Here is a 20585-nt window from a genome sequence, read left to right on the forward strand (position 1 = left end):
CTACGCACACAACGTTGCCCGCTGCAAAAAGCAGACGTGATCAGAAGTGGTAAAGAATACCGAGCGAAATCAGGTTCTGTTTGGTGTAGTCGTTATCTGCCACTTTCAGATACTCAAGCGTCAGCGCTGATTGATCGTTCATGGACCACTTCAACCCGGCACCGTAGGCCAGACCATCATCACTGTAGTCGTTCCGATTGACGGTGGAATCCACATAGCTGTAGCCCCCCAGCAGGTAGGGGTCAATATGGGAGCCGGTGGGCAGATTGATCACCGCATAAACGCCATAGTGATAATTCATCTCGGCCTTGATGCCCCGGCGGGTATCGTCGGAAAGCCCCAGGCCGACGCGCGCTTCCGCTGCGATCAGCTCATTGATATCCAGCCCGCCCCGTACCGTGAAGGCATCAAGCGCGGCGCCATCTACCGCACCACGATCAAAATCCAGAAAGCCATACTGCACACCGAAATAAGGCGCCATCTCGGCATTGGCGAAGCTGCTCACACCTGCGGCCACCACGGCGGCCAATATTCTTTTCGTTATCATTGCCCTTCTCTCCTTGAGCGAAAGCCTTTTCGACAAGGCTCGCGTGACCGGCTGTATCACAGCCAGCAAGCTTACCATAGCCCCCGGGGGAACCAGACCAGAAGCCGGCCCAACGGCACGCAGCCAGCCTGGCTGCGAGAACCGTTGTGAGGATACTAACGCCGTTGAAATGGGCTATCAATCAAGAGCACGCGCCGCCCGCTCAATCGTCCTCGCGACGATACTCGCCATCAATCACCGTGCCAGCGGCTTTTTCCGAAGGTGCCTGCGTGGGCCTGCGAAACGCCTCCGGCCCGGCCGCCTGCGCGGCATCCATCTGGGCTCTGGCCTCCGCGACCGCTGCCTGGAACTGCTTGCGAAAGCGCCAGAAGCGCACCGCAAAAACCAGCATCAGCACGGCCACCACGCCCAGCACCACCAGAAACACCACCGCGCCCACCAGCAGCGACGCCACCAGCGCGACCGCGGCCAGCAACGTGGCCACCACGCGAACAATCGGGTGGGGGGAAGAAGGAGACTGCAAACGATTCATAAATTCTGCCTGTGTTGGGATAGGCGCCGCACGGCGCGGCCTTCGCACCGCTTGCCACAAGCAGCGCGTGATGCAAACGGCGCGTAACGTTCAGCATCGCACCGCCTGCATACATTGCATGTCATACATGGCGTCCCATATAGGACAGGCCCGCCGGATCAGTGTTCCCTGCCGCCGTCGCTCACCACGCAGCGCAGGATGGTTTACCATGCCTGATGAAGAACACTGGCCAATGCCGACGGGGCACTCCCAAGATACGCTCGATCAAGCCCTCAAGAACTTCCAGGACACTCGCCTATGACGCCTTTCAGCTTCAATACCACACCGCGCATCCTTTGCGAGCCGGGTGCCAGCGAAAAGCTGGCCGCGCTGGCCGCGGGCCTGGGCGTGCAGCGCCCCTGCCTGATCAGCGACGGCGGCATTGCCGCCAGTGGCCTGCTTGAGCCGGTGCAGGCACAGCTGGAACAGGCCGGCCTGCAAGTCACCGTATTCAGCGATGTGATCGCCGACCCGCCGGAAGCCATCATTCACAAAGCCTTGCAGCAGGCCGTGCAGGCTCGCTGTGACGGCGTGATCGGTTTCGGCGGCGGCAGCGCCATGGATACTGCGAAGCTGATCGCTCTGCTGCTTGATGGCAGCCAGTCACTGCAAGAGATATATGGGGTCGATCAGGCACGGGGCAAGCGCATGCCGCTGATTCAGGTGCCGACCACCGCCGGCACCGGTTCGGAGGTGACGCCCATTGCCATTGTCACCACCGGCGAAACCACCAAACAAGGTGTCGTGGCGCCGCAACTGCTGCCCGACATTGCCGTGCTGGACGCCCGGCTCACCCTTGGCTTGCCGCCCGCTGTCACGGCCGCTACCGGCATTGATGCGATGGTACATGCCATCGAAGCCTATACCAGCCGGCACCGCAAAAACCCGTATTCCGACATGCTGGCACGCGAGGCGCTGGGCCTGCTGGCACGCAACATCGAAGCCGCCGTGCATACTGGCGATGACGAAACGGCGCGCAGCAATATGCTGCTGGGCGCACTGCTGGCCGGGCAGGCATTTGCCAATGCACCAGTGGCAGCCGTGCACGCGCTTGCCTACCCGCTCGGCGGCATTTATCACATCCCGCATGGCCTGAGCAATTCGCTGGTGCTCCCGCATGTACTGCGCTTCAACCTTGATGCAGCGCGCACCGAATACACGGCCCTGGCGGCCATTATCCTGCCGCCACAGGAAGCGCTGGGCGATGATGCCGCAGAAAAAATGATTGATTTTCTCGCCGATCTGGCCACCCGCCTGAACCTGCCAACCCGGCTGCGCGATCTGGATATTCCCGAATCCGCACTGCCCCGCCTGGCGGCCGAAGCGATGTTGCAGCAGCGCCTGCTGGTAAACAATCCGCGGGATGTCAGCGAGCAGGATGCGCTGGCCATTTACCAGGCAGCGTGGTGAACATGGCAAAAAAACTTCCCGGCGAGCGCGCCGATTACCGCTACTTTGTGCCGATCACCACGCGCTGGCACGACAACGATGTCTATGGACACGTGAACAACGTGACCTACTATAGTTATTTCGATTCCACCGCGAATCATTTCCTGATCCACGAAGGCGGGCTGGATATTCACAGCGGCCCGATCATCGGGCTGGTGGTCAGCTCCGGTTGCGATTATCACGCACCGCTGGCCTACCCCGATCAGCTCAGCGGCGCCTTGCGTGTCAATCGGCTGGGCAACTCGTCGGTAGAATATGGCCTGGCCGTCTTCCGGGAGGGCGAGACACATGCGGCGGCAGAAGGCTTCTTCACCCATGTGTTTGTCGATCGGGAGAGCCGGCGCCCGGCCGCAATTCCCGAGCGGCTGCGCAACGCGCTCGGCACATTGCTGTATACGCCAGTGCAGTAACCGTCAGGCAGCTGTTCACGTGGCTGCCCGGCGCACCGTGCTGCCAACCGAGCAAAGCAGGCTCAGTAAAAGGCCTGCAAACCGGTCTGTGCCCGGCCAAGAATCAGTGCATGGATGTCGTGTGTGCCTTCATAGGTATTGACCGCCTCCAGATTCATCAGGTGGCGCATCACGTGATACTCATCGCTGACGCCGTTGCCGCCATGCATATCCCGCGCCGCACGGGCAATATCCAGCGCCTTGCCGCAGTTGTTGCGTTTGAGCAACGACACCATTTCCGGCGCCCAGGCACCCTCGTCCATCAACCGCCCCAGCCGCAGGCAGCCTTGCAGTCCGAGCGTGATCTCCGTCTGCATATCGGCCAGCTTGCGCTGCACCAGCTGCGTGGCCGCCAGCGGCCGGCCGAACTGCTGGCGCGCCAGCGTATAGTCCCGCGCCGCGTGCCAGCAGAATTCCGCCGCGCCGAGCGCGCCCCAGCTGATGCCGAAGCGTGCCTTGTTGAGACAGCTGAACGGGCCTTTCAGCCCCTCCACTTGCAAGCGATTCTCCGCCGGCACGAACACATCTTCGAGCACAATCTGCCCCGTCACCGACGCCCTCAGCGATAGCTTGCCTTCGATTGTCGGCGTGCTGAAACCCGCCATGCCGCGCTCCACCACAAAGCCGGTGATGCGGCCCTCAAGCTTGGCCCACACCACGGCCACATCGGCAATCGGCGAGTTGGTAATCCAGCTCTTGGTGCCATTGAGGAGATAGCCGCCCTGCACGGCTTGCGCACGCGTCACCATGCTGCCCGGATCAGAGCCGTGATCCGGCTCGGTCAGGCCGAAGCAGCCCACCCACTCGCCACTGGCCAGTTTCGGCAGGCAGCGCTGCTTCACTGCCTCGTCGGCATATTGCTCGATCGGATACATGACCAGCGAGGATTGCACGCTCATGGCCGAGCGATAGCCGGAATCCACTCGCTCCACTTCCCGCGCCAGCAAACCGTAACTGACGTGGTTCAGGCCGGCTCCGCCATATTCCACCGGCACGGTGGCTCCCAACATGCCCTGCTCGCCCATCTCGAACATGATGTCGCGATCAAATATCTCATCCCGGTGCGCACGCAAAATACGCGGCATCAAACGCTGCTGGCAAAAGCGCCGTGCGCTGTCGCGCACCAGCCGCTCGTCCTCGTTGAGCTGCCCCTCCAGACACAAGGCATCATCCCATTGAAAAACCTGTTTCATTACGCACCCCGAAACGGTGATCGGAAAATATGTTCTAATTGGCGGCAGCATAGCACTGGAGTGACGAGACATGCGCGCATGGTGCATTCAGCAAGACAAGACACTCACGCTCGAAGATATTCCCACCCCCTCGCCTGGTCCCGATGAAGTGCGGGTGCGTGTGCGCGCCATCGGCGTCAACCGTGCCGACATCCTGCAAACTCAGGGCCTTTATCCGGCACCGCCGGGCACGGACAATCGCATCCCCGGCCTTGAATATGCCGGCGAAATCGAAGCGGTCGGCGAGCGGGTACGGCAGCGCAAGGTCGGCGATGCGGTCATGGGTCTGGTGCCGGGCTGTGCCTACGCCGAATTTATCGTTGCCCACGAAAGAGAAGTGCTGACCATTCCGAATATCGAGGGCGCGCCGCTGGATTTTGCTCACGCCGCTACGCTACCGGAAGCCTTCCTGACCGCCTACCGGGCGCTGGTTCTGGAAGGTGGCCTGCAAAGCGGCCAATGGTGCCTGGTGCGTCCGGCCAGCGCCGGGGTCGGCCTCGCTGCCGTGCAACTGGCAGCAGCGCTGGGCGCTCGGCCCATCGGCAGCAGCCGCGATCCGGGGAATCTGGCTACTGCTCGCGAGATGGGGCTGGCAGCGCAGGTGCGGGACGACGCGTCGATCAGTGCAGCGTTGCAGCAAATCACCGGCGGCGAGGGTGTGGCGGTGATGCTCGATATGGTTGGCCCGGATTGGGACGCGCTGCTGCCGGGCCTGCGCGTCGAAGGCACCCTGGTGCTGATCGGCATTCTGGGCGGCAACCGTACATCGCTGGATCTCGGCGGCCTGCTGTTCCGGCGTCAGCGCCTTGCGGCAATGACGATGCGCAGCCAGCCGCTGGAAAACCGCATCCGGCTGGCGCGCATTTTCGATGATCGGCTGGCGCCGCTGTTCGCGGCGGCGCGGCTGCGGCCTTTACCGCTAGAACAATTTCCCTTCGCGGAGGCACCCGCAGCCCATCAGCATATGCTCAACTCGGCGTTTTCCGGCAAGCGCGTTATCGTTCTGCCAGATACCGCAGTTGCGTGACGGCTGTTCAACGCAATGCGATCTCGCCGATCTGCCAGCCTGCCTGAGCGCGATCCTCATCACAGCGCGATGTCTGTAGCGGCATGACCGAGATATACCCTTCGCGCACGGCCATGACGTCTGACTGCGCATGGGTCACACCCTGCGGGTCGTGCCGGAACTCAAGCCAGTGGTAAGGCAGGCCGCGGCCGTCATGGCCCGCCTTGAGTACCGGCCGGGGCACGCTGCCACCGAACTGACGCGTGATCCGCGCCGCCTTGATCTGTTCGGCCGGCAACGGCGGGAAATTGATATTCCAGCACACGGCATCCGGCTGCCGGCGCACCAGTTTGCGAATCACATCGGCACCGAACGCCTCCACTGCTGCCCAATCAATGCGATCACGCACCTGATAGGCTTGCGAGAGTGCCACCGCCGGTACGCCCAGATGCGCAGCGGCCACCACAGCGCCTACTGTGCCTGAATACATCACGGCATCGGAGAGATTGGCGCCGCAATTGACGCCGGAAATCACCAGATCCGGCGGCTGCTGGTCGAACCAGTGTGCGATGGCAAACATCACACAATCGGCCGGTGTGCCGGAAAGTGCATAACGGCGCTCACCACGCGCATAATGACGCAGCGGCTGGTGCAGGGAGATCGCCTGCGCCACCCCGCTTTGATCATGCTCGGGGGCCACCACCCACACTTCGCGTGCAAGGCTTGCCGCCAGCGCCTCGGCGACTGCCAGGCCCGGCGCATCAATGCCGTCGTCATTAGTGACCAGCACCCGGTCGAACAGATACGGTGTCGTCATGAAGCTCATCCCCAGAGGAACGGATTGGAGGGCGGCCGCCACAATACCGGGCTGGTGCGGCAGTGGCCAGCTTCCGTCAGCCGTCTACTGCCGCTGCCGGTGCGCGATGTTGCAACCAGGGGTTATGCGCCAGGCCATGCAGAAAAGCATCTACCAGATCCTCGCCATCCTCCTGCAAGCAGAAACTGTCCGGGTGTAATAACCAGGTAAAGGTCAGCCCGGTAAGCTGGGCATGGCACTGGGCGACGGCCTTTTCTATATCCAGTGTGTCTGGTAGCTGACCGCGCCGGACAATGTTGCGCAACGCATCGGCAAGCTGCGCGGAAATACGGCGAAAGCCATCTTGCCGGTGATTGAGCAGCGGCAGCGATTCAGCGGTGTATTCGCAACGCAGGAAAAAAATCTCGAATAATCGCCGCTGCTGTGGCTCACTGGCCACTTGCCTGGGAATGAAGAGCATGAACTCCCGCAATGCGGCAAGCGGGTCAGGCTCGTCAGGATCTTGTGCGCGGGCAAGCAACACATCAAAGGGCAGCCGGCCCCGCTCTGTCATGGCAACGAAAACATCAAGCTTGTTTTTGAAATGCCAGTAAATTGCGCCGCGTGTGACACCCGCTTCCACGGCAATATCATTCAGGGATGCAGACGAGACTCCTTCACGATGAAAAACATGCTCCGCCGCATCAAGAATGCGTTCCCTTGTTTCCATGGCTTCCGCCTTGGTACGCCGCGCCATGCTTCCTCTCCCGCAGTGGCCCGCCACCTCCCGGCACGCCAGATCGCATGCGGATATCACTATACATACGTTTGTGAATGTATGTATAGTTCTGGCTTCGTGCAAAGAAGGCCATTCGATCGCCAGGCCAGCGCTTGCGCGCCTGCCGTGCCCGTGGCACCCCTCCCTGCAACCTGCTCCAACAGAGAGAAACGAGAAGAGGTCATCCATATGCGCAGTGGTCAGATTCGCCCGGGGCTGGCATTGATATGCGCCGCCCTGCTCAGCGCCTGCGGCAGCAATGAGCAAGAGGCGGCAACAGCGCCCCCGCCCGAAGTCGGTTACATCACTGTCACCAGCGAATCCCTGACACTGCACCGGGAACTGCCCGGCCGCACCAATGCTTTCCGCATCGCTGAGGTGCGCCCGCAAGTCACCGGCGTGATCCGCGAGCGGTTGTTTGAAGAAGGCGCCGAGGTGAAGGCGGGTGAGGCGCTTTATCGGCTGGATGACAGCCTCTACCGCAGCGCGGTGGCCAGTGCGGAAGCCGAGGTCGCTCGTGCCCGTGCCGCCAATGAAATGCAGCGCCTTACTATTGCGCGTTTCGACCGGCTCGTGTCCGTGCGTGCCGTCAGCCAGCAGGAATACGATATGGCACGTGCTGCCTTTGATGAAAGCAGTGCTGCCGTGGCCGCCGCAGAAGCCGCCCTGCAAGCGGCGCGCATCAATCTCGATTATGCCACGATCAAAGCGCCCATTGCCGGCCGGGCGGGCCGCTCCAGTGTTACCGCCGGCGCGCTGGTGACCGCCAATCAGGCGGAAGCACTGACCACTATCCGTCAGCTTGACCCCATCTATATTGACCTGACGCAATCCAACGCCGAGTTGCGTCAGTTGCGCGCCGCGATGCAGGCCGGCCAGCTACAACGTGTCAGTGAAGATGAAGCGCGTGTCACGCTTTTGCTCGAAGACGGCAGCGCCTACGAACATGCCGGCACATTGCAATTCGCCGAGTATGCCGTAGACGAGAGCACCGGCTCGGTCACTTTGCGTGCGCTGTTTCCAAACCCTGAGGGCGATCTGCTGCCCGGCATGTTCGTGCGCGCACGGCTACCGGAAGGGCGCCGCGACAATACGGTGCTGGTGCCACAAAAAAGCATCGCCCGTGATCCGCGTGGCAATGCCACAGCACTGGTCGTCAATGCCGATGATATTGTTGAACAGCGGGCGGTAGTGACCGAGCGCGCCATCGGTAACCAGTGGCTCGTCTCCCGAGGGCTGGAGGCGGGCGACCGTCTGATCGTCGACGGGCTGCAACGCATCCGCCCCGGCGTGACGGTCACGCCCGTACCGCTTGACGATCAAGCCGCCGCCGCAGAGGCGGCAGACGCCGCCGTCGACAGCGACCGCTGAACCAGGCAGGACACCTCTCATGGCCAGATTTTTCATTGATCGCCCGATCTTCGCCTGGGTCATCGCCATCGTCATCATGATGGCGGGCGCCCTGTCGATCATCATCCTCCCGGTGGAGCAGTACCCCACCGTTGCGCCACCGGAAGTCAGTATTCGTGCCAACTATACCGGCGCCTCGGCGCAGACTGTCGAAGACTCGGTGACGCAGGTCATCGAGCAGCAAATGAACGGCATCGACAACCTGCTCTATTTGCGCTCCACCAGTGATTCGTCCGGCGCCGCCCAGACCGTGCTCACTTTCGCGCCCGGCACCGACCCGGACATCGCGCAGGTGCAGGTGCAGAACCAGTTGCAACGGGCGATGCCGCTGCTGCCGCAACAAGTGCAGCAACTCGGCGTGCAGGTGCGTAAATCATCAGACACTTTCATGATGGTAGTGTCATTTATCTCCACCGATGACAATACCAATCGCGCCGATATTGCCGACTTTGTCGCCGCCAATATTCAGGACCCGATCAGCCGTGTACCGGGCGTCGGCCAGGTGCAGCTGTTCGGCGCGCCTTACTCGATGCGCATCTGGCTTGATCCTGAAAAGCTCAACGAGTTCAACCTCACCCCGGCCGATGCCGTGCGTGCCATCGAGGTGCAAAACAATCAGGTCGCGGGCGGTGAGCTTGGCGGGGCGCCGGCAGTGCGCGGGCAGCAACTCAACGCCACCATCATTGCCCAGACCCGCCTGGAAACCACCGAAGAGTTCGGCAACATACTACTGCGGGTGCGACCCGACGGCTCGCAGGTGCGCCTGCACGATGTCGCCCGCATCGAGCTGGGCGCCGAAAACTATGCCATCGAGGGCCGCTTCAACGGCATGCCTTCCACTGGTCTGGCCGTGAGCCTCGCCACCGGCGCCAACGCGCTGGATACCGCCAACGCCGTGCGGGCACGGCTGGATGAGCTGGCCGAGTTTTTCCCCGACAACATCGAGATGCACATCCCGTACGACACCACGCCGTTCGTGAAGATCTCCATCACCGAAGTGGTTAAGACGCTGGTGGAAGGTATCATTCTGGTGTTTCTGGTGATGTACCTGTTCCTGCAAAACCTGCGCGCCACGCTGATTCCCACCATCGCCGTCCCGGTGGTGCTGCTCGGCACGTTCGCGGTACTGGCCGCGTTCGGATTTTCAATCAACACACTGACCATGTTCGGCATGGTGCTCGCCATCGGGTTATTGGTGGACGATGCCATCGTGGTGGTGGAAAACGTCGAACGGGTGATGGTGGAGGACAACCTGCCACCTCGTGAAGCCACGCGAAAATCCATGGGCCAGATCACCGGCGCGCTGGTGGGCATCGCGCTGGTGCTCTCCGCCGTATTTGTCCCGATGGCATTCTTCCCCGGCTCCACAGGTGCCATCTATCGGCAGTTTTCCATCACTATCGTCTCGGCCATGGTGCTCTCGGTCATTGTCGCCATCGTGCTGACACCCGCCCTGTGCGCCACCATGCTCAAACCCATCCATGCCGATCATCAGCGCAAGAAAGGCTTTTTCGGCTGGTTCAACCGCAACTTTGATCGCGCCTCTCGCGGCTACTACAACCAGGTCGGCCGCATTCTCGGCCGCCGGCCGCGCTACCTGCTGATGTATCTCGGGGTGGTCGCGGTGCTGGTGTTCACCTTCATGCGGTTGCCGTCTTCGTTCCTGCCGGAAGAAGATCAGGGCATCATGCTGGCGCAGATCATGCTGCCGGCTGGCGCCACCCAGGAACAGACCATCGAAGTGCTGAAAAAAATGGAGCGCTACTTCCTGGAAGAAGAACAGGACGTGGTGGAATCCATGTTCGCCGTGGCCGGCTTCAGTTTCTCCGGCCGTGGACAGAATGCGGGCTTTGCGTTCGTGCGCCTGAAAGACTGGTCGGAGCGTGATCTGGGCAGCGATAGCGTACACCATCTTGTGCAGCGCTCCATGGCGCATTTCTCCACCATTCGCGAAGCCGTGATCTTTGCTCTCAACCCCCCTGCCATCCCGGCACTGGGCGTGGCCAGCGGTTTCAATTTCCAGTTGCAGGATCGCGCCGGGCTCGGCCATGAGGCGCTCACCGCAGCGCGTAATCAGTTGCTTGCCCTGGCGAGCGAGCACCCCACCCTGGTGGGCGTGCGTGCCAATGGCCTGGATGACGCCACTCAGTATCGGCTGGATATCGACCGCGCCCACGCCGAAGCCCTTGGCGTATCGCTGGCCGATATCAACACCACACTGGCGGTGGCCTGGGGCTCCAGTTACGTCAATGATTTTGTCGATCGCGGCCGGGTGAAACGGGTATACGTGCAAGCCGACGCGCCCTTCCGCATGTTGCCGGAAGATATCAACCGGTGGTACGTGCGCAACAGCAGTGGCGAGATGGTGCCGTTTTCAAGTTTCGCCACCGGCGAGTGGACCTACGGGCCACAACAATTGCAGCGCTACAATGGCGTCTCGTCGATGAACATTCAGGGTAACGCCGCGCCGGGCACCAGTACCGGCGAGGCCATGCTGGTCATGGAGCAGCTCGCGGCGCAACTGCCGCCCGGCTTCGGCTATGAATGGACTGGCCTGTCTTATCAGGAACGGCAGGCAGGCAACCAGGCGCCAGCGCTGTATGCGCTCTCCATTCTGGTGGTGCTGCTGTGTCTTGCAGCCCTGTACGAGAGCTGGTCGATTCCCTTTGCGGTGCTGCTTGTTGTCCCCCTGGGGATTATCGGTGCGGTGCTCGGTGCCACGTTCCGCGGGCTGGAAAACGATGTGTTCTTCCAGGTCGGGCTGCTCACGACCATTGGGCTCTCGGCCAAGAACGCCATCCTGATCGCCGAGTTCGCTCAGGATCTGGAGGCGGAGGGTCGCTCGCTGCTTGATGCGACGTTGCAAGCCGTGCGCATGCGCCTGCGGCCGATCCTGATGACGTCGCTGGCTTTCATGCTTGGCGTGACACCGCTGATGCTCAGCACCGGCGCCGGCGCGGGTGCGCGCAATGCCATCGGCACCGGCGTGTTCGGCGGCATGCTCACCGCGACGGTGTTGGCGATCTTCTTTATTCCGCTGTTTTATGTGGTGGTAAGAATGCTTGCCGGCGTACCGCTCAATGGTGCGGATAACACCCCGCCACCCGCGCCTGCGAGCCCACAGGAGTAATCCGCTGGCGAAACCTGCCAGCGCCGCGATGAGCTGCGGCGCTGGCAGGCGCAGCAATAAAAGATAATCACGCCTTTCTACCTGAACTTTCGCCTGTACTTGCCGTTACACATCCATATCGTAAAAATTCGGACGTGCCATAGCATGGCAGCGCAATCTTTTCGTGATCGCCTACCACCTCGGCGCCGGGCATGGCACCATCTGCACAGATCATCGGCACATCCATAGAAAGCAGGACGCTGATATGACATCTCTGTTGCACCGCCCCGGCCTGCGGCTGATCACCCCGCTCACCTTGGCCGCCCTTGCACTCCCCACGGCGACTACCGCCCAGACCAGCACCCGCCTTGATACGATTACCGTCGAGAGCACACGCCTGACGAGAAGCTTGCAGGACATTCCCGGCGCGGTCTCCGTAGTCGATGCTCGAGCGGCACAGCAGGGCCAGCAGCGGCTGCAACTGGATGAAAGCTTGGCTCGTGTGCCGGGCCTGCATCTGCAAAACCGTTATAACTTCGCCCAGAACCAGCGTCTGTCAAGCCGTGGTTTTGGCGCCAGAGCGCCCTTCGGCGTACGCGGGCTGCGCATTCGTGTGGACGGTTTCCCGGAAACCCTGCCGGACGGCCAATCCCAGGTAGACAGCATAGATCTGGACAGCGTGGAACGTATCAGCGTGCTGCGCGGGGCATCATCGGTGCTCTACGGCAACGCAACCGGAGGCGTGATCGATATCGAGACGGCCCGTGGCGACACCCTGCCGCATAGCGGCCAGATCAGTGTCGCCGGCGGCTCGGACGCACTGCGCAAACTGCACTTGCACCACGGCGGCAGCAATGGCCGGCAACACCACTATGTTGGCATCACCGGCTTGCACTATCACGGCGAACGTGATCAAAGCGAAGTCGAAAAATATCTTTTCAACACCCGGCTCGGATGGCATTTTTCCGGCCAGCGTGAGCTGCAATTGCTGTTCAGCGCGCTGGATATTCCCTACGGCGAAGACCCCGGCGGTCTGACCCGCCAGCAGGCGCACCAACAGCCGCGGCAGGCTACCGCCATGGCAACACGCCTGGATGCAGGGCAGGTTGTGCGGCAGCAGCGCTTGGGGCTTTTATACAGCGAGCAATTGGCCAACGATCACCACTGGCGAGCCCGTGCTTTTGTCAGCCGCCGCGAGTTCGATCAGCAGTTGCCCTTTCCCGGCAGCAGCCTGATTGATTACCAACGCTGGTTTTATGGCGCGGGCGCCGAATATCACGGCCGGGCACAGCTGTTCGGCCTCGCCCATCGTCTGGTCGTGGGTGCAGAAATCGAACGGCAGGAAGATGACCGGGGCCGGCGCAGCGTCAATGCCACCGGCGCGGTAACCGGCGTTACCGCCGATGAGGATCAGGCCGCCACCAGCGCGGGGATTTTTATCCAGACTGATACGGCACTGGCCGATACGCTGATCCTGTCCCTCGGCGCCCGTGCCGACCGGATCGAATTGCGTATCGACGACCACCTGCTTGCCGATGGTGATGACAGCGGCCGGCAGCATTTCAACGAGGGCAGTTACAGTGCCGGGCTTACCTGGCTGGTGCACGCTGACCACAGCCTTTACGCCACCATCAGCTCGGCCTTCGAAACCCCGACGTTCACCGAGCTGGCCAACCCCGCTGGCGGCGGCTTCGACCCTAACCTGAAACCGCAAAAAGCGTTGAACCGCGAGCTCGGTGCACGAGGCCTGCTCGGCAACCGCCTGAGCTACGATATGGCGCTGTTCAACGTGCAAGTGAAGGACGAGATCACACCCTACGAGATCAGTGGCCGCACTTTCTACCGCAACGCTGCGCGCACGCGCCGTGAGGGCCTTGAGCTGAGCCTGCAACATTTTGCATCCGATACCTTCACTACCACGCTGGCATGGACATGGGCGCAATATCGCTTCGACCGCTTTGTCGATGCCCAGCAGGGCGAGGACGTCAAAGGCAACCGGCTGCCCGGCCTGCCGCGTCATATGCTGTTCGCGGAAGCCGCCTGGCGGCCACACAGTGGCTGGTTTGTGATCGGCGATGTGCGCTATCTGGGCGATGTCTATGCAGAAAATACCAACGACACCTCCGTGGGCGGGCACACGTTGGTCAACACAAGGGCCGGCCGCAGCTGGCAGGTGAGCAGCCGGCAGACACTGGCGCTGCACGTCGGCGTCAACAATGTGTTCGACCGGCAGTACTACGCCAACCTGCGCATCAACGCCAACAGTGATCGCCCGGTGGCTGACCGGGGCTATTTCGAGCCGGGCCCCGGCCGCACTTTCTATAGTGGCGCCACACTGACCTGGTAACGCTGCCGGGCCAGCTAACAGCCTGCGGCCGCTAGAACGCCGAAACGCCGCCGTCCACGGCCACCGTCTGCCCGGTCATGTAGGTATTGGCGGGCGACAGCAGCATCAGCATCACAGCAACGATTTCTTCCGGCCGGCCGAGGCGCTTCATCGGCGAACCAGAGGCGAGCATGGCCTGTGTGCTGGCATCGGCCAGCCCGCCATCATCCACCATCGGCGTGTGGCTGTAATAGGGACACAGGGCATTGACGCGTATATTGCGCCGCGCCTGCTCCACTGCCGCCGTCCGGGTGAGGCCCACCACGGCGTGCTTGGCGGCAGCGTAAGCCGCCAGCTTTGGCGCGCCACCAATACCGGCCATGGAACTGATATTGAGGATGGCGCCACCGCCCTGCTGTTGCATCAGCGGAATCTGGTACTTCATGCCGAACAATACGCTTTTCACATTCACCGCGATCTGGCGGTCAAAGCTGGCCTCGTCGAGCTGTTCCAGCGCCGTGAAAGGGTGTGCGATACCGGCATTGTTGACGGCCATGTCCAGGCCGCCAAAACTCTGTTCCGCCTGCCGCACCAACGCCCGCACTTGCGCTTCACTGGCGACATCGCACAGTTGCGCCTGCACCGCCACATCACGCTCGCGTAACGTCTCCACCAACGCTTCCAGGGGCGCGGCCTGAATATCGCCGAGCACCAGCGTTGCACCGCGCTCGGCCAGTTGTTGCGCCAACAACGCGCCGAAGCCGCTCCCGGCACCGGTGATCAGCACTCGCTGGCCGCGAAAGTCGAGCAGTGGATCGTGGCTCACAGGGCCTCCCTCACAAGGTATAGCCGCCATCCACGACGATGCATTCGCCAGTGACATAGCTGGCGGCATCAGACACCAGATACAACACGGTGCCAGCCATCTCATCCGGCTCGGCGTGCCGCCCCATGGGGATTTGTGCGAGCGCCGCCTGGTAGATGTCCTGCTGCTCGAACAGCGCGCTGGCAAAGCGGGTTTTCGTCAGCCCCGGCAGCAGCGCATTGACACGGATATCGAGCGGCGCGCATTCCTGCGCAAACGCTTTCGTCATGCTGATGACGGCGGCTTTCGAAATCGAATAAACACCCTGCGCCATGCCGGGCCTTATGCCGTTCACCGATGCCGTATTGACGATGCTGCCACCGCCGTTTTCACGCATCATCCGGGCGCCTTCCACGCTCATGTAGAAATAGCCGCGCAGGTTTACATCAACCGTCTTGTCAAAGGCGGCCACCGGCGTATCCAGAATGTGGCCGAAATACGGATTCGCCGCCGCGTTGTTGATGAGAATATCCAGGCGGCCATGGGCCGCACGCAGGTATTCGAACAGCGCACTGATCTGGCCCATCTCAGCAATGTGACAGGCAAACGGCGCCGCGCTATGGCCCGCCGCACAGATGTCATCCGCTACCACGCGACAATCATCCAGCTTGCGGCTGGAGACAATCACATGCGCGCCCTGCCCGGCCAGCAACCGCGCGATCGCCTCGCCAATGCCCCGGCTGGCACCGGTCACCAGCGCCACTCGGCCTGTCAGATCAAACAGCGTTGTGCTCATCGACTTATCCTCGCCAGTTTCCAATCAGCCTCTTGTCAGGCGCCGTTGTGAACGATATCCATCGCAGAGACCGCCAGCGGCTCCACTACATCACTGGCCCAGGACGCCTTACTGCTGGAGGCATTGCCTTCCTCGGCGCGCTTGGCCACGCCCTGAGCAATGGCGGCCAGACGGAAAAAGCTGAACGCGAGATAGAATTCCCAGTGAGCGATGCCATCCAGTCCACGGCGCTTGCAGTAGGCCGCCACATATTCCTGCTCGGATGGAATACCCAGTGCCTTGCGATCAACCCCGGCCAGGCCCGATAACGTGCCGCCGGATGCCGGCATGCGCAATTGCATGCATTGATAGGCCAGATCGGCCAACGGGTGGCCGAGGGTCGACAGCTCCCAATCCAGCACCGCGATAACCTTGTCTTCCGCCGGTGCCCACATCATGTTGTCCAGACGAAAATCGCCATGCACCAGAGATACCTGCCCATCGTCTGCCGGCTGGTTGTTCTCAAGCCATGTGATCAGCTGCTCCATCGGCTCGATCCGACGCAGCTCGGAGGCACGATACTGCTTCGTCCAGCGCCCTATCTGTCGTTCGAAATAATTGCCAGGCCGACCGTAATCCGCCAGCCCGGCAGCGCCCACGTCAACACTGTGCAACGCCGCCAGCACCCGGTTCATTTCGTCATACATGGCAGTGCGGCGGCTGTTATCCAGCTCCGGCAAAGCGGCATCCCAGTAAATCCGCCCCTCGCAGAACGCCATGACATAAAACATCGAGCCAATCACGTCCCGGTCTTCGCACAGGTGCATCACTTCCGGCACCGGCACCGCCGAGTCATGCAGAGCCTGCATCACCCGGAATTCGCGATCCACCGCGTGAGCCGAGGGCAGTAGCTTGCCCGGCGGCTGACGCCGTAACACATAGCGGCCTGTCGGCGTATCCAGCCGAAAAGTCGGGTTGGATTGCCCGCCATCGAACTTCGTCGCGCTCAGAGGCCCGGTAAAGCCGGGGATATGCTGTGCCAGATAAGCCGCCAGCTTTTCGGTATCCAGGTCGTGTACCTGTGACATGTAACACCTCGTTCCATTTTTTCCGTTATCGTTATGTACACATGGCAGCAGCCTGCTCGACCAACTCAGCCGAAGCGAGCAGCCAGATCGCGGCCCAACTGCATCATGTGCACCTGATCCGGGCCATCCGCCAGGCGCAGGGTACGCGCATAGGCAAAAAACTGCGCCAGCGGCAGATCCTGGCCAAGCCCCGCCGCGCCATGTATCTGAATCGCCCGGTCGATCACATTCAACGCCATGTTCGGGGCCACGATCTTGATCATGGCAATCAGCTCCCGCGCTGCCTTGTTACCGGCACGATCCATCATGTCTGCCGCTTTCAGGGTCAGCAGGCGCGCCTGCTCGATTTCACAATAAGAGCGTGCAATATCTTCACGCACCGACCCCTGCTTGCTCATCGGCTGCCCGAATACCACCCGCGTATTGACACGCTCGCACATCAGCTCGAAGGCTTTCTGCGCCGCACCGATCAAACGCATGCAGTGGTGTATCCGGCCCGGCCCGAGCCGGCCCTGGGCAATCTCGAAGCCACGACCTTCGCCGAGGATGATATTTTCCACCGGCACGCGAACGTCATCGAAAAACACTTCGGCATGACCTTCTGGCGCATCATCGTAGCCTAGCACTTTCATCGCCCGCGTAATGCGTACGCCAGGGGTATTCGTCGGCACCAGCACCTGCGACTGCTGCTGATGGCGGTTTGGATTATCGGGATCGGTCTTGCCCATCACGATCAGGATTTCACAGTCCTTGCGCATCGCACCGCTGATGTAGAACTTGTGCCCGCTGATGACATATTCATCACCTTCACGGCGAATCAGGGTCTGGATATTGGTCGCATCCGAAGACGCCACATCCGGCTCTGTCATGGCAAACGCCGAACGAATCTTCCCGGCCAGCAACGGCTCCAGCCAGCGTTTGCGCTGCTCGGCATTGCCGTACCGCGCCAGCACTTCCATATTGCCCGTATCCGGCGCCGAACAGTTGAATACTTCCGCGGCGATGCGGCTGCGCCCGGTTTCCTCCGCCAGCGGCGCGTATTCGAGGTTGCTCAGGCCGGGGCTGTAATCGCCGTAATCGGCCGGCAGAAACAGATTCCACAAGCCGGCTGCCTGGGCCTTCGCTTTCAGCGTTTGCATGATCGGCGGTGTATCCCAGGGGGCTGCTGCCACCTGCTCGTCATACAGCGCCTCTGCCGGCAGCACCTGCTCATCAATGAAATGGCGCACTTGTGTGCGCAAGGCTTCGACTTTTTCCGAGTATTGAAACTGCATGGCAAGACCTCGCTGTATTCAGCTGAACGTAATGGCGCCCGGACGATCCGGCCGATCCAGATGCGGCACCTGATTAAACGCCGTCAGGCGGATCACCCTGCTGTTGAAAAAGCCCTGGGTAACACCGGCATTACGGGTTTGCAGATTGAGTTCCACCACGGTTTCATCTGCCGTGCCGAGAATATGCTTCAGCGCCATCGCAATGGCGCCGCCAGACGTGACAAGCAGCACTCGCTCGTGCTCCGCGTAACTCTGCTGAAGGTGCGCCAGCACCTGCGCAACCCGTTCGGAAAAGTGCGCCCAGGTTTCGGGCAGCTCACCAGTGAGTGCTTCTTCACGCCATTTCTGCATGGCGATCTTGAGCAGGCGATAAAATGCAGAGCGCGGCGCGCCCTCCACCGGGCACATCTCCGGGTGCTGCTGAATGCAGGCACTGACCACCGCCTGGAAATCGAACTCGTTCAGGCCCGCCCGCACATCCGCCTCAAGCTCGTAGCCCATGCCCCGGCAGATACCCTCTGCGGTTTCCCGGTGCCGCACCAGCTCACCGGTAACCATGGCATCAAAATGGATGTTCCGCTCGGCAAAATACTCGCCCAACCATTGTGATTGCTGGTGCCCAAGCGGTGAAAGCTGATCGTAATTGGCGGCACCAAATGACGCCTGCCCGTGCCGAACCAGATAAAATTCAGCCATGCGTGCTGTGTCTCCTTCCCAGCGTGCTGCGTAGAACCCCCCCGACCAGCCTGCGGCTGCACCGGGAGCATGTCCAAAAGGGTAGCCAAAGCACAGCTATAAATGAAATTGATATTGTGCATCCCCCTCCATTCATCCCGCGCATTCATGGCATAGGCATCGGAACGACCGAATGTGAAGGCCGGGTGTCCGAATGCCGGACGTCAGGTGTCGGGCGCTCGGCGCTGAGTGCTGAGTACTGAGTGCTGAGGTGCAAAGTGGAGAAGCCGGGCGCGTGCGGCAGCCGCTTTCAGTGCCGCAAGCTCGGCTCTTGCAGCAGCGGCAGACACAAAAAAAGGGTGAGCGCTGATCAACGCTCACCCTTGTCGAATGGCGACGGCAACTGCCGCCCGCCATTGCCTGCTGTTGCGATCAGCCGCCGGCCAGTTTTTTCAACGCGGCGGCAACGCCTGCGCCGTAGGCCGGATCAGCCTTGGTGCAGTTTTCCACATGACGTTGCTTGATGAAATCCGGCGCGTCACCCATGTTACGGGCGGTATTTTCGAACAGCACCTGTTGCTGTGCCGGTGTCATCAACCGGAACAGATCGCCCGGCTGCTTGTAGTAGTTGTCGTCGTCGTCACGGAAGTTCCACCAGTCGGCGTCGCCACTGATCCTCAAGGGCGGCTCACGAAATTCCGGCTGCTCCTGCCACAGGCCGAAGCTGTTCGGTTCGTAATGCAGCAGGCTGCCGTAGTTGCCATCCGCACGGCCCGCACCATCCCGGTGATTGCTGTGTACCGGGCAGCGCGGCGCGTTGACCGGAATCTGGTGATAGTTCACACCCAGCCGATAGCGCTGCGCGTCGGCGTAGTTGAACAGCCGCGCTTGCAACATCTTGTCTGGCGAGACACTGATGCCCGGCACCAGGTTGCTCGGTGCAAAAGCGCTCTGCTCCACGTCCGCAAAGAAGTTTTCCGGGTTACGGTTGAGCTCGAACTCACCCACTTCAATCAGCGGATAATCACCTTTCGGCCAGACCTTGGTCAGATCAAACGGATGGTACGGCACTTTTTCGGCGTCAGCTTCCGGCATCACCTGGATGAACATTGTCCACTTGGGGAAATCGCCACCTTCTATCGCCTCATACAGATCACGCTGGTGCGTTTCGCGATCTTCCGCGATCAGCGCCGCCGCCTCGGCATCAGTGAGATTCTTGATCCCCTGCTGAGTGCGAAAATGGAACTTGATCCAGAAGCGTTCGCCGTCATTGTTCCAGAAGCTGTAGGTGTGGGAGCCAAAACCATGCATATGGCGATAGCTGGCCGGAATACCCCGATCACTCATGACAATGGTGACCTGGTGCAGCGCCTCGGGCAGCGACGACCACCAGTCCCAGTTGTTGGTCGGCGAGCGCAGGTTGGTACGCGGGTCGCGTTTGACGGCCCGGTTCAGATCAGGGAATTTGCGTGGGTCACGGATAAAGAACACCGGCGTGTTGTTGCCCACCAGATCCCAGTTGCCCTCTTCGGTGTAGAATTTCAGCGCGAATCCGCGAATATCACGCTCGGCATCCGCTGCGCCACGCTCACCTGCCACAGTCGTGAACCGAGCAAACATTTCTGTCTGCTTACCGACTTTCTCGAAAATCTTCGCACGTGTATAGCGCGTGATATCGTGCGTCACGGTGAAAGTGCCAAAGGCGCCCGAGCCTTTCGCGTGCATACGCCGCTCAGGAATCACCTCGCGTACAAAGTTCGCCAGCTTCTCGTTGAGCCAGACATCCTGAGCCAACAGCGGGCCTCGTGGGCCAGCGGTGAGGCTGTTCTGGTTATCGGGCACCGGCGCACCAAACTGGGTAGTTTGACGTGTGGCTTTCTTATCTTCGTCGCGTGGGGGAGAACTCATGTGGGGCTCCTTCCTGTTCCTGAAAATAGTGGGCCAGAATCGCTCAGTCCCCGTCCAGGCAGCCGACTGGCGTTGTATCGAGCCGTACCGAAGCGCAGACGGTACGGCGAAGCTGGTGATTTGAAGATAGGGGAGACACAACTTAAAGGCAATCTGCCGCTCAAATACTTCAAAGAGATGACAGCAACGCCAATACTGGCACGATATATGCTGGAGACGCGCGTCCAGAAAGGCGAATAGCTGTTCGCGGCAGGCGATAAAGGCAATCAGCGGCGCCAGCACGAAAGGGATGTACCAACCGTTGCATCAAGTGCGGCAGTGAAGAATCGGTCGGGATTGGCTCGCGCTGCGCGCTCGGGGCTGCGCCCCGTCATCTGCGATGACGCC

17 protein-coding genes are annotated in these 20585 nt (G+C 61.2%); 6 read left to right on the forward strand and 11 right to left on the reverse strand.

Annotated elements, in window-relative coordinates; all coding sequences use genetic code 11:
- Positions 1-40: 40 nt before the first annotated feature.
- Both MU846_RS02980 and MU846_RS02985 read right to left on the reverse strand, forming a co-directional pair.
- Positions 41-547 carry a porin family protein gene (locus MU846_RS02980; protein WP_246948186.1) on the reverse strand — a complete coding sequence of 169 codons (507 nt, stop codon included), beginning with the start codon at positions 545-547 and terminating at the stop codon, positions 41-43.
- A 202-nt stretch (positions 548-749) separates the two neighbouring features.
- On the reverse strand, positions 750-1079 hold the full coding sequence (locus MU846_RS02985) for a hypothetical protein (protein ID WP_246948188.1): 330 nt from the start codon (positions 1077-1079) through the stop codon (positions 750-752).
- A 297-nt stretch (positions 1080-1376) separates the two neighbouring features.
- On the opposite strand from MU846_RS02985, the gene MU846_RS02990 reads away from it, so the two are divergent.
- Complete coding sequence (locus tag MU846_RS02990) at positions 1377-2528, forward strand: iron-containing alcohol dehydrogenase (protein WP_246948190.1); 1152 nt, start codon at positions 1377-1379, stop codon at positions 2526-2528.
- Between the two features lie 2 nt (positions 2529-2530).
- On the forward strand, positions 2531-2977 hold the full coding sequence (locus tag MU846_RS02995; protein ID WP_246948193.1) for an acyl-CoA thioesterase: 447 nt from the start codon (positions 2531-2533) through the stop codon (positions 2975-2977).
- A 62-nt stretch (positions 2978-3039) separates the two neighbouring features.
- Here MU846_RS02995 and MU846_RS03000 read toward each other — a convergent pair whose 3' ends face one another.
- On the reverse strand, positions 3040-4209 hold the full coding sequence (locus MU846_RS03000; protein ID WP_246948196.1) for an acyl-CoA dehydrogenase: 1170 nt from the start codon (positions 4207-4209) through the stop codon (positions 3040-3042).
- Positions 4210-4279: 70 nt separating this feature from the next.
- Here MU846_RS03000 and MU846_RS03005 point away from each other — a divergent pair, with 70 nt between their 5' ends.
- Complete coding sequence (locus tag MU846_RS03005) at positions 4280-5275, forward strand: zinc-binding dehydrogenase (protein WP_246948198.1); 996 nt, start codon at positions 4280-4282, stop codon at positions 5273-5275.
- Positions 5276-5282: 7 nt separating this feature from the next.
- Here MU846_RS03005 and surE read toward each other — a convergent pair whose 3' ends face one another.
- Both surE and MU846_RS03015 read right to left on the reverse strand, forming a co-directional pair.
- On the reverse strand, positions 5283-6071 hold the full coding sequence (gene surE, locus MU846_RS03010; RefSeq protein ID WP_246948201.1) for a 5'/3'-nucleotidase SurE: 789 nt from the start codon (positions 6069-6071) through the stop codon (positions 5283-5285).
- A gap of 76 nt (positions 6072-6147) precedes the next feature.
- Positions 6148-6807 (reverse strand): TetR family transcriptional regulator, encoded by a 660-nt coding sequence (locus MU846_RS03015; RefSeq protein ID WP_246948203.1) that lies wholly within the window; start codon positions 6805-6807, stop codon positions 6148-6150.
- Positions 6808-7017: 210 nt separating this feature from the next.
- Between MU846_RS03015 and MU846_RS03020 the strand changes: the two genes are divergently transcribed.
- The 3 genes from MU846_RS03020 (at position 7018) to MU846_RS03030 (ending at position 13694) form a co-directional block, all read left to right on the forward strand.
- Entirely contained in the window at positions 7018-8199 is a 1182-nt protein-coding gene (locus tag MU846_RS03020; protein WP_246948205.1) for an efflux RND transporter periplasmic adaptor subunit, read from the forward strand.
- Positions 8200-8218: 19 nt separating this feature from the next.
- Entirely contained in the window at positions 8219-11368 is a 3150-nt protein-coding gene (locus tag MU846_RS03025) for an efflux RND transporter permease subunit (protein ID WP_246948208.1), read from the forward strand.
- A gap of 244 nt (positions 11369-11612) precedes the next feature.
- The gene (locus tag MU846_RS03030; RefSeq protein ID WP_246948210.1) at positions 11613-13694 is read left to right on the forward strand and encodes a TonB-dependent receptor family protein; all 2082 of its coding nucleotides are present in this window, start codon (positions 11613-11615) and stop codon (positions 13692-13694) included.
- A gap of 31 nt (positions 13695-13725) precedes the next feature.
- Here MU846_RS03030 and MU846_RS03035 read toward each other — a convergent pair whose 3' ends face one another.
- From MU846_RS03035 to MU846_RS03060, 6 genes are all read right to left on the reverse strand, one after another.
- Complete coding sequence (locus tag MU846_RS03035; RefSeq protein WP_246948212.1) at positions 13726-14499, reverse strand: SDR family NAD(P)-dependent oxidoreductase; 774 nt, start codon at positions 14497-14499, stop codon at positions 13726-13728.
- 10 nt (positions 14500-14509) lie between these two features.
- Positions 14510-15274 carry an SDR family oxidoreductase gene (locus MU846_RS03040; protein WP_246948214.1) on the reverse strand — a complete coding sequence of 255 codons (765 nt, stop codon included), beginning with the start codon at positions 15272-15274 and terminating at the stop codon, positions 14510-14512.
- Between the two features lie 35 nt (positions 15275-15309).
- Complete coding sequence (locus MU846_RS03045) at positions 15310-16341, reverse strand: phosphotransferase (protein WP_246948217.1); 1032 nt, start codon at positions 16339-16341, stop codon at positions 15310-15312.
- A 65-nt stretch (positions 16342-16406) separates the two neighbouring features.
- Positions 16407-17615: an acyl-CoA dehydrogenase family protein gene (locus tag MU846_RS03050; RefSeq protein ID WP_246948220.1), complete on the reverse strand. Its 1209-nt coding sequence runs from the start codon at positions 17613-17615 to the stop codon at positions 16407-16409.
- 18 nt (positions 17616-17633) lie between these two features.
- On the reverse strand, positions 17634-18311 hold the full coding sequence (locus MU846_RS03055; protein ID WP_246948224.1) for a histidine phosphatase family protein: 678 nt from the start codon (positions 18309-18311) through the stop codon (positions 17634-17636).
- 411 nt (positions 18312-18722) lie between these two features.
- Entirely contained in the window at positions 18723-20198 is a 1476-nt protein-coding gene (locus MU846_RS03060) for a catalase (protein ID WP_246948227.1), read from the reverse strand.
- Positions 20199-20585: the final 387 nt, after the last annotated feature.

Source organism: Alcanivorax quisquiliarum (assembly GCF_023051175.1).
GTDB lineage: Bacteria > Pseudomonadota > Gammaproteobacteria > Pseudomonadales > Alcanivoracaceae > Isoalcanivorax > Isoalcanivorax quisquiliarum.

Excerpts from the sequence above, each read along its gene's own strand:
- MU846_RS02980 (WP_246948186.1), bottom strand. The coding sequence starts at position 547 with ATGATAACGAAAAGAATATTGGCCGCCGTGGTGGCCGCAGGTGTGAGC.
- MU846_RS02985 (WP_246948188.1), bottom strand. The coding sequence starts at position 1,079 with ATGAATCGTTTGCAGTCTCCTTCTTCCCCCCACCCGATTGTTCGCGTG.
- MU846_RS02990 (WP_246948190.1), top strand. The coding sequence starts at position 1,377 with ATGACGCCTTTCAGCTTCAATACCACACCGCGCATCCTTTGCGAGCCG.
- MU846_RS02995 (WP_246948193.1), top strand. The coding sequence starts at position 2,531 with ATGGCAAAAAAACTTCCCGGCGAGCGCGCCGATTACCGCTACTTTGTG.
- MU846_RS03000 (WP_246948196.1), bottom strand. The coding sequence starts at position 4,209 with ATGAAACAGGTTTTTCAATGGGATGATGCCTTGTGTCTGGAGGGGCAG.
- MU846_RS03005 (WP_246948198.1), top strand. The coding sequence starts at position 4,280 with ATGCGCGCATGGTGCATTCAGCAAGACAAGACACTCACGCTCGAAGAT.
- surE (WP_246948201.1), bottom strand. The coding sequence starts at position 6,071 with ATGACGACACCGTATCTGTTCGACCGGGTGCTGGTCACTAATGACGAC.
- MU846_RS03015 (WP_246948203.1), bottom strand. The coding sequence starts at position 6,807 with ATGGCGCGGCGTACCAAGGCGGAAGCCATGGAAACAAGGGAACGCATT.
- MU846_RS03020 (WP_246948205.1), top strand. The coding sequence starts at position 7,018 with ATGCGCAGTGGTCAGATTCGCCCGGGGCTGGCATTGATATGCGCCGCC.
- MU846_RS03025 (WP_246948208.1), top strand. The coding sequence starts at position 8,219 with ATGGCCAGATTTTTCATTGATCGCCCGATCTTCGCCTGGGTCATCGCC.
- MU846_RS03030 (WP_246948210.1), top strand. The coding sequence starts at position 11,613 with ATGACATCTCTGTTGCACCGCCCCGGCCTGCGGCTGATCACCCCGCTC.
- MU846_RS03040 (WP_246948214.1), bottom strand. The coding sequence starts at position 15,274 with ATGAGCACAACGCTGTTTGATCTGACAGGCCGAGTGGCGCTGGTGACC.
- MU846_RS03045 (WP_246948217.1), bottom strand. The coding sequence starts at position 16,341 with ATGTCACAGGTACACGACCTGGATACCGAAAAGCTGGCGGCTTATCTG.
- MU846_RS03050 (WP_246948220.1), bottom strand. The coding sequence starts at position 17,615 with ATGCAGTTTCAATACTCGGAAAAAGTCGAAGCCTTGCGCACACAAGTG.
- MU846_RS03055 (WP_246948224.1), bottom strand. The coding sequence starts at position 18,311 with ATGGCTGAATTTTATCTGGTTCGGCACGGGCAGGCGTCATTTGGTGCC.
- MU846_RS03060 (WP_246948227.1), bottom strand. The coding sequence starts at position 20,198 with ATGAGTTCTCCCCCACGCGACGAAGATAAGAAAGCCACACGTCAAACT.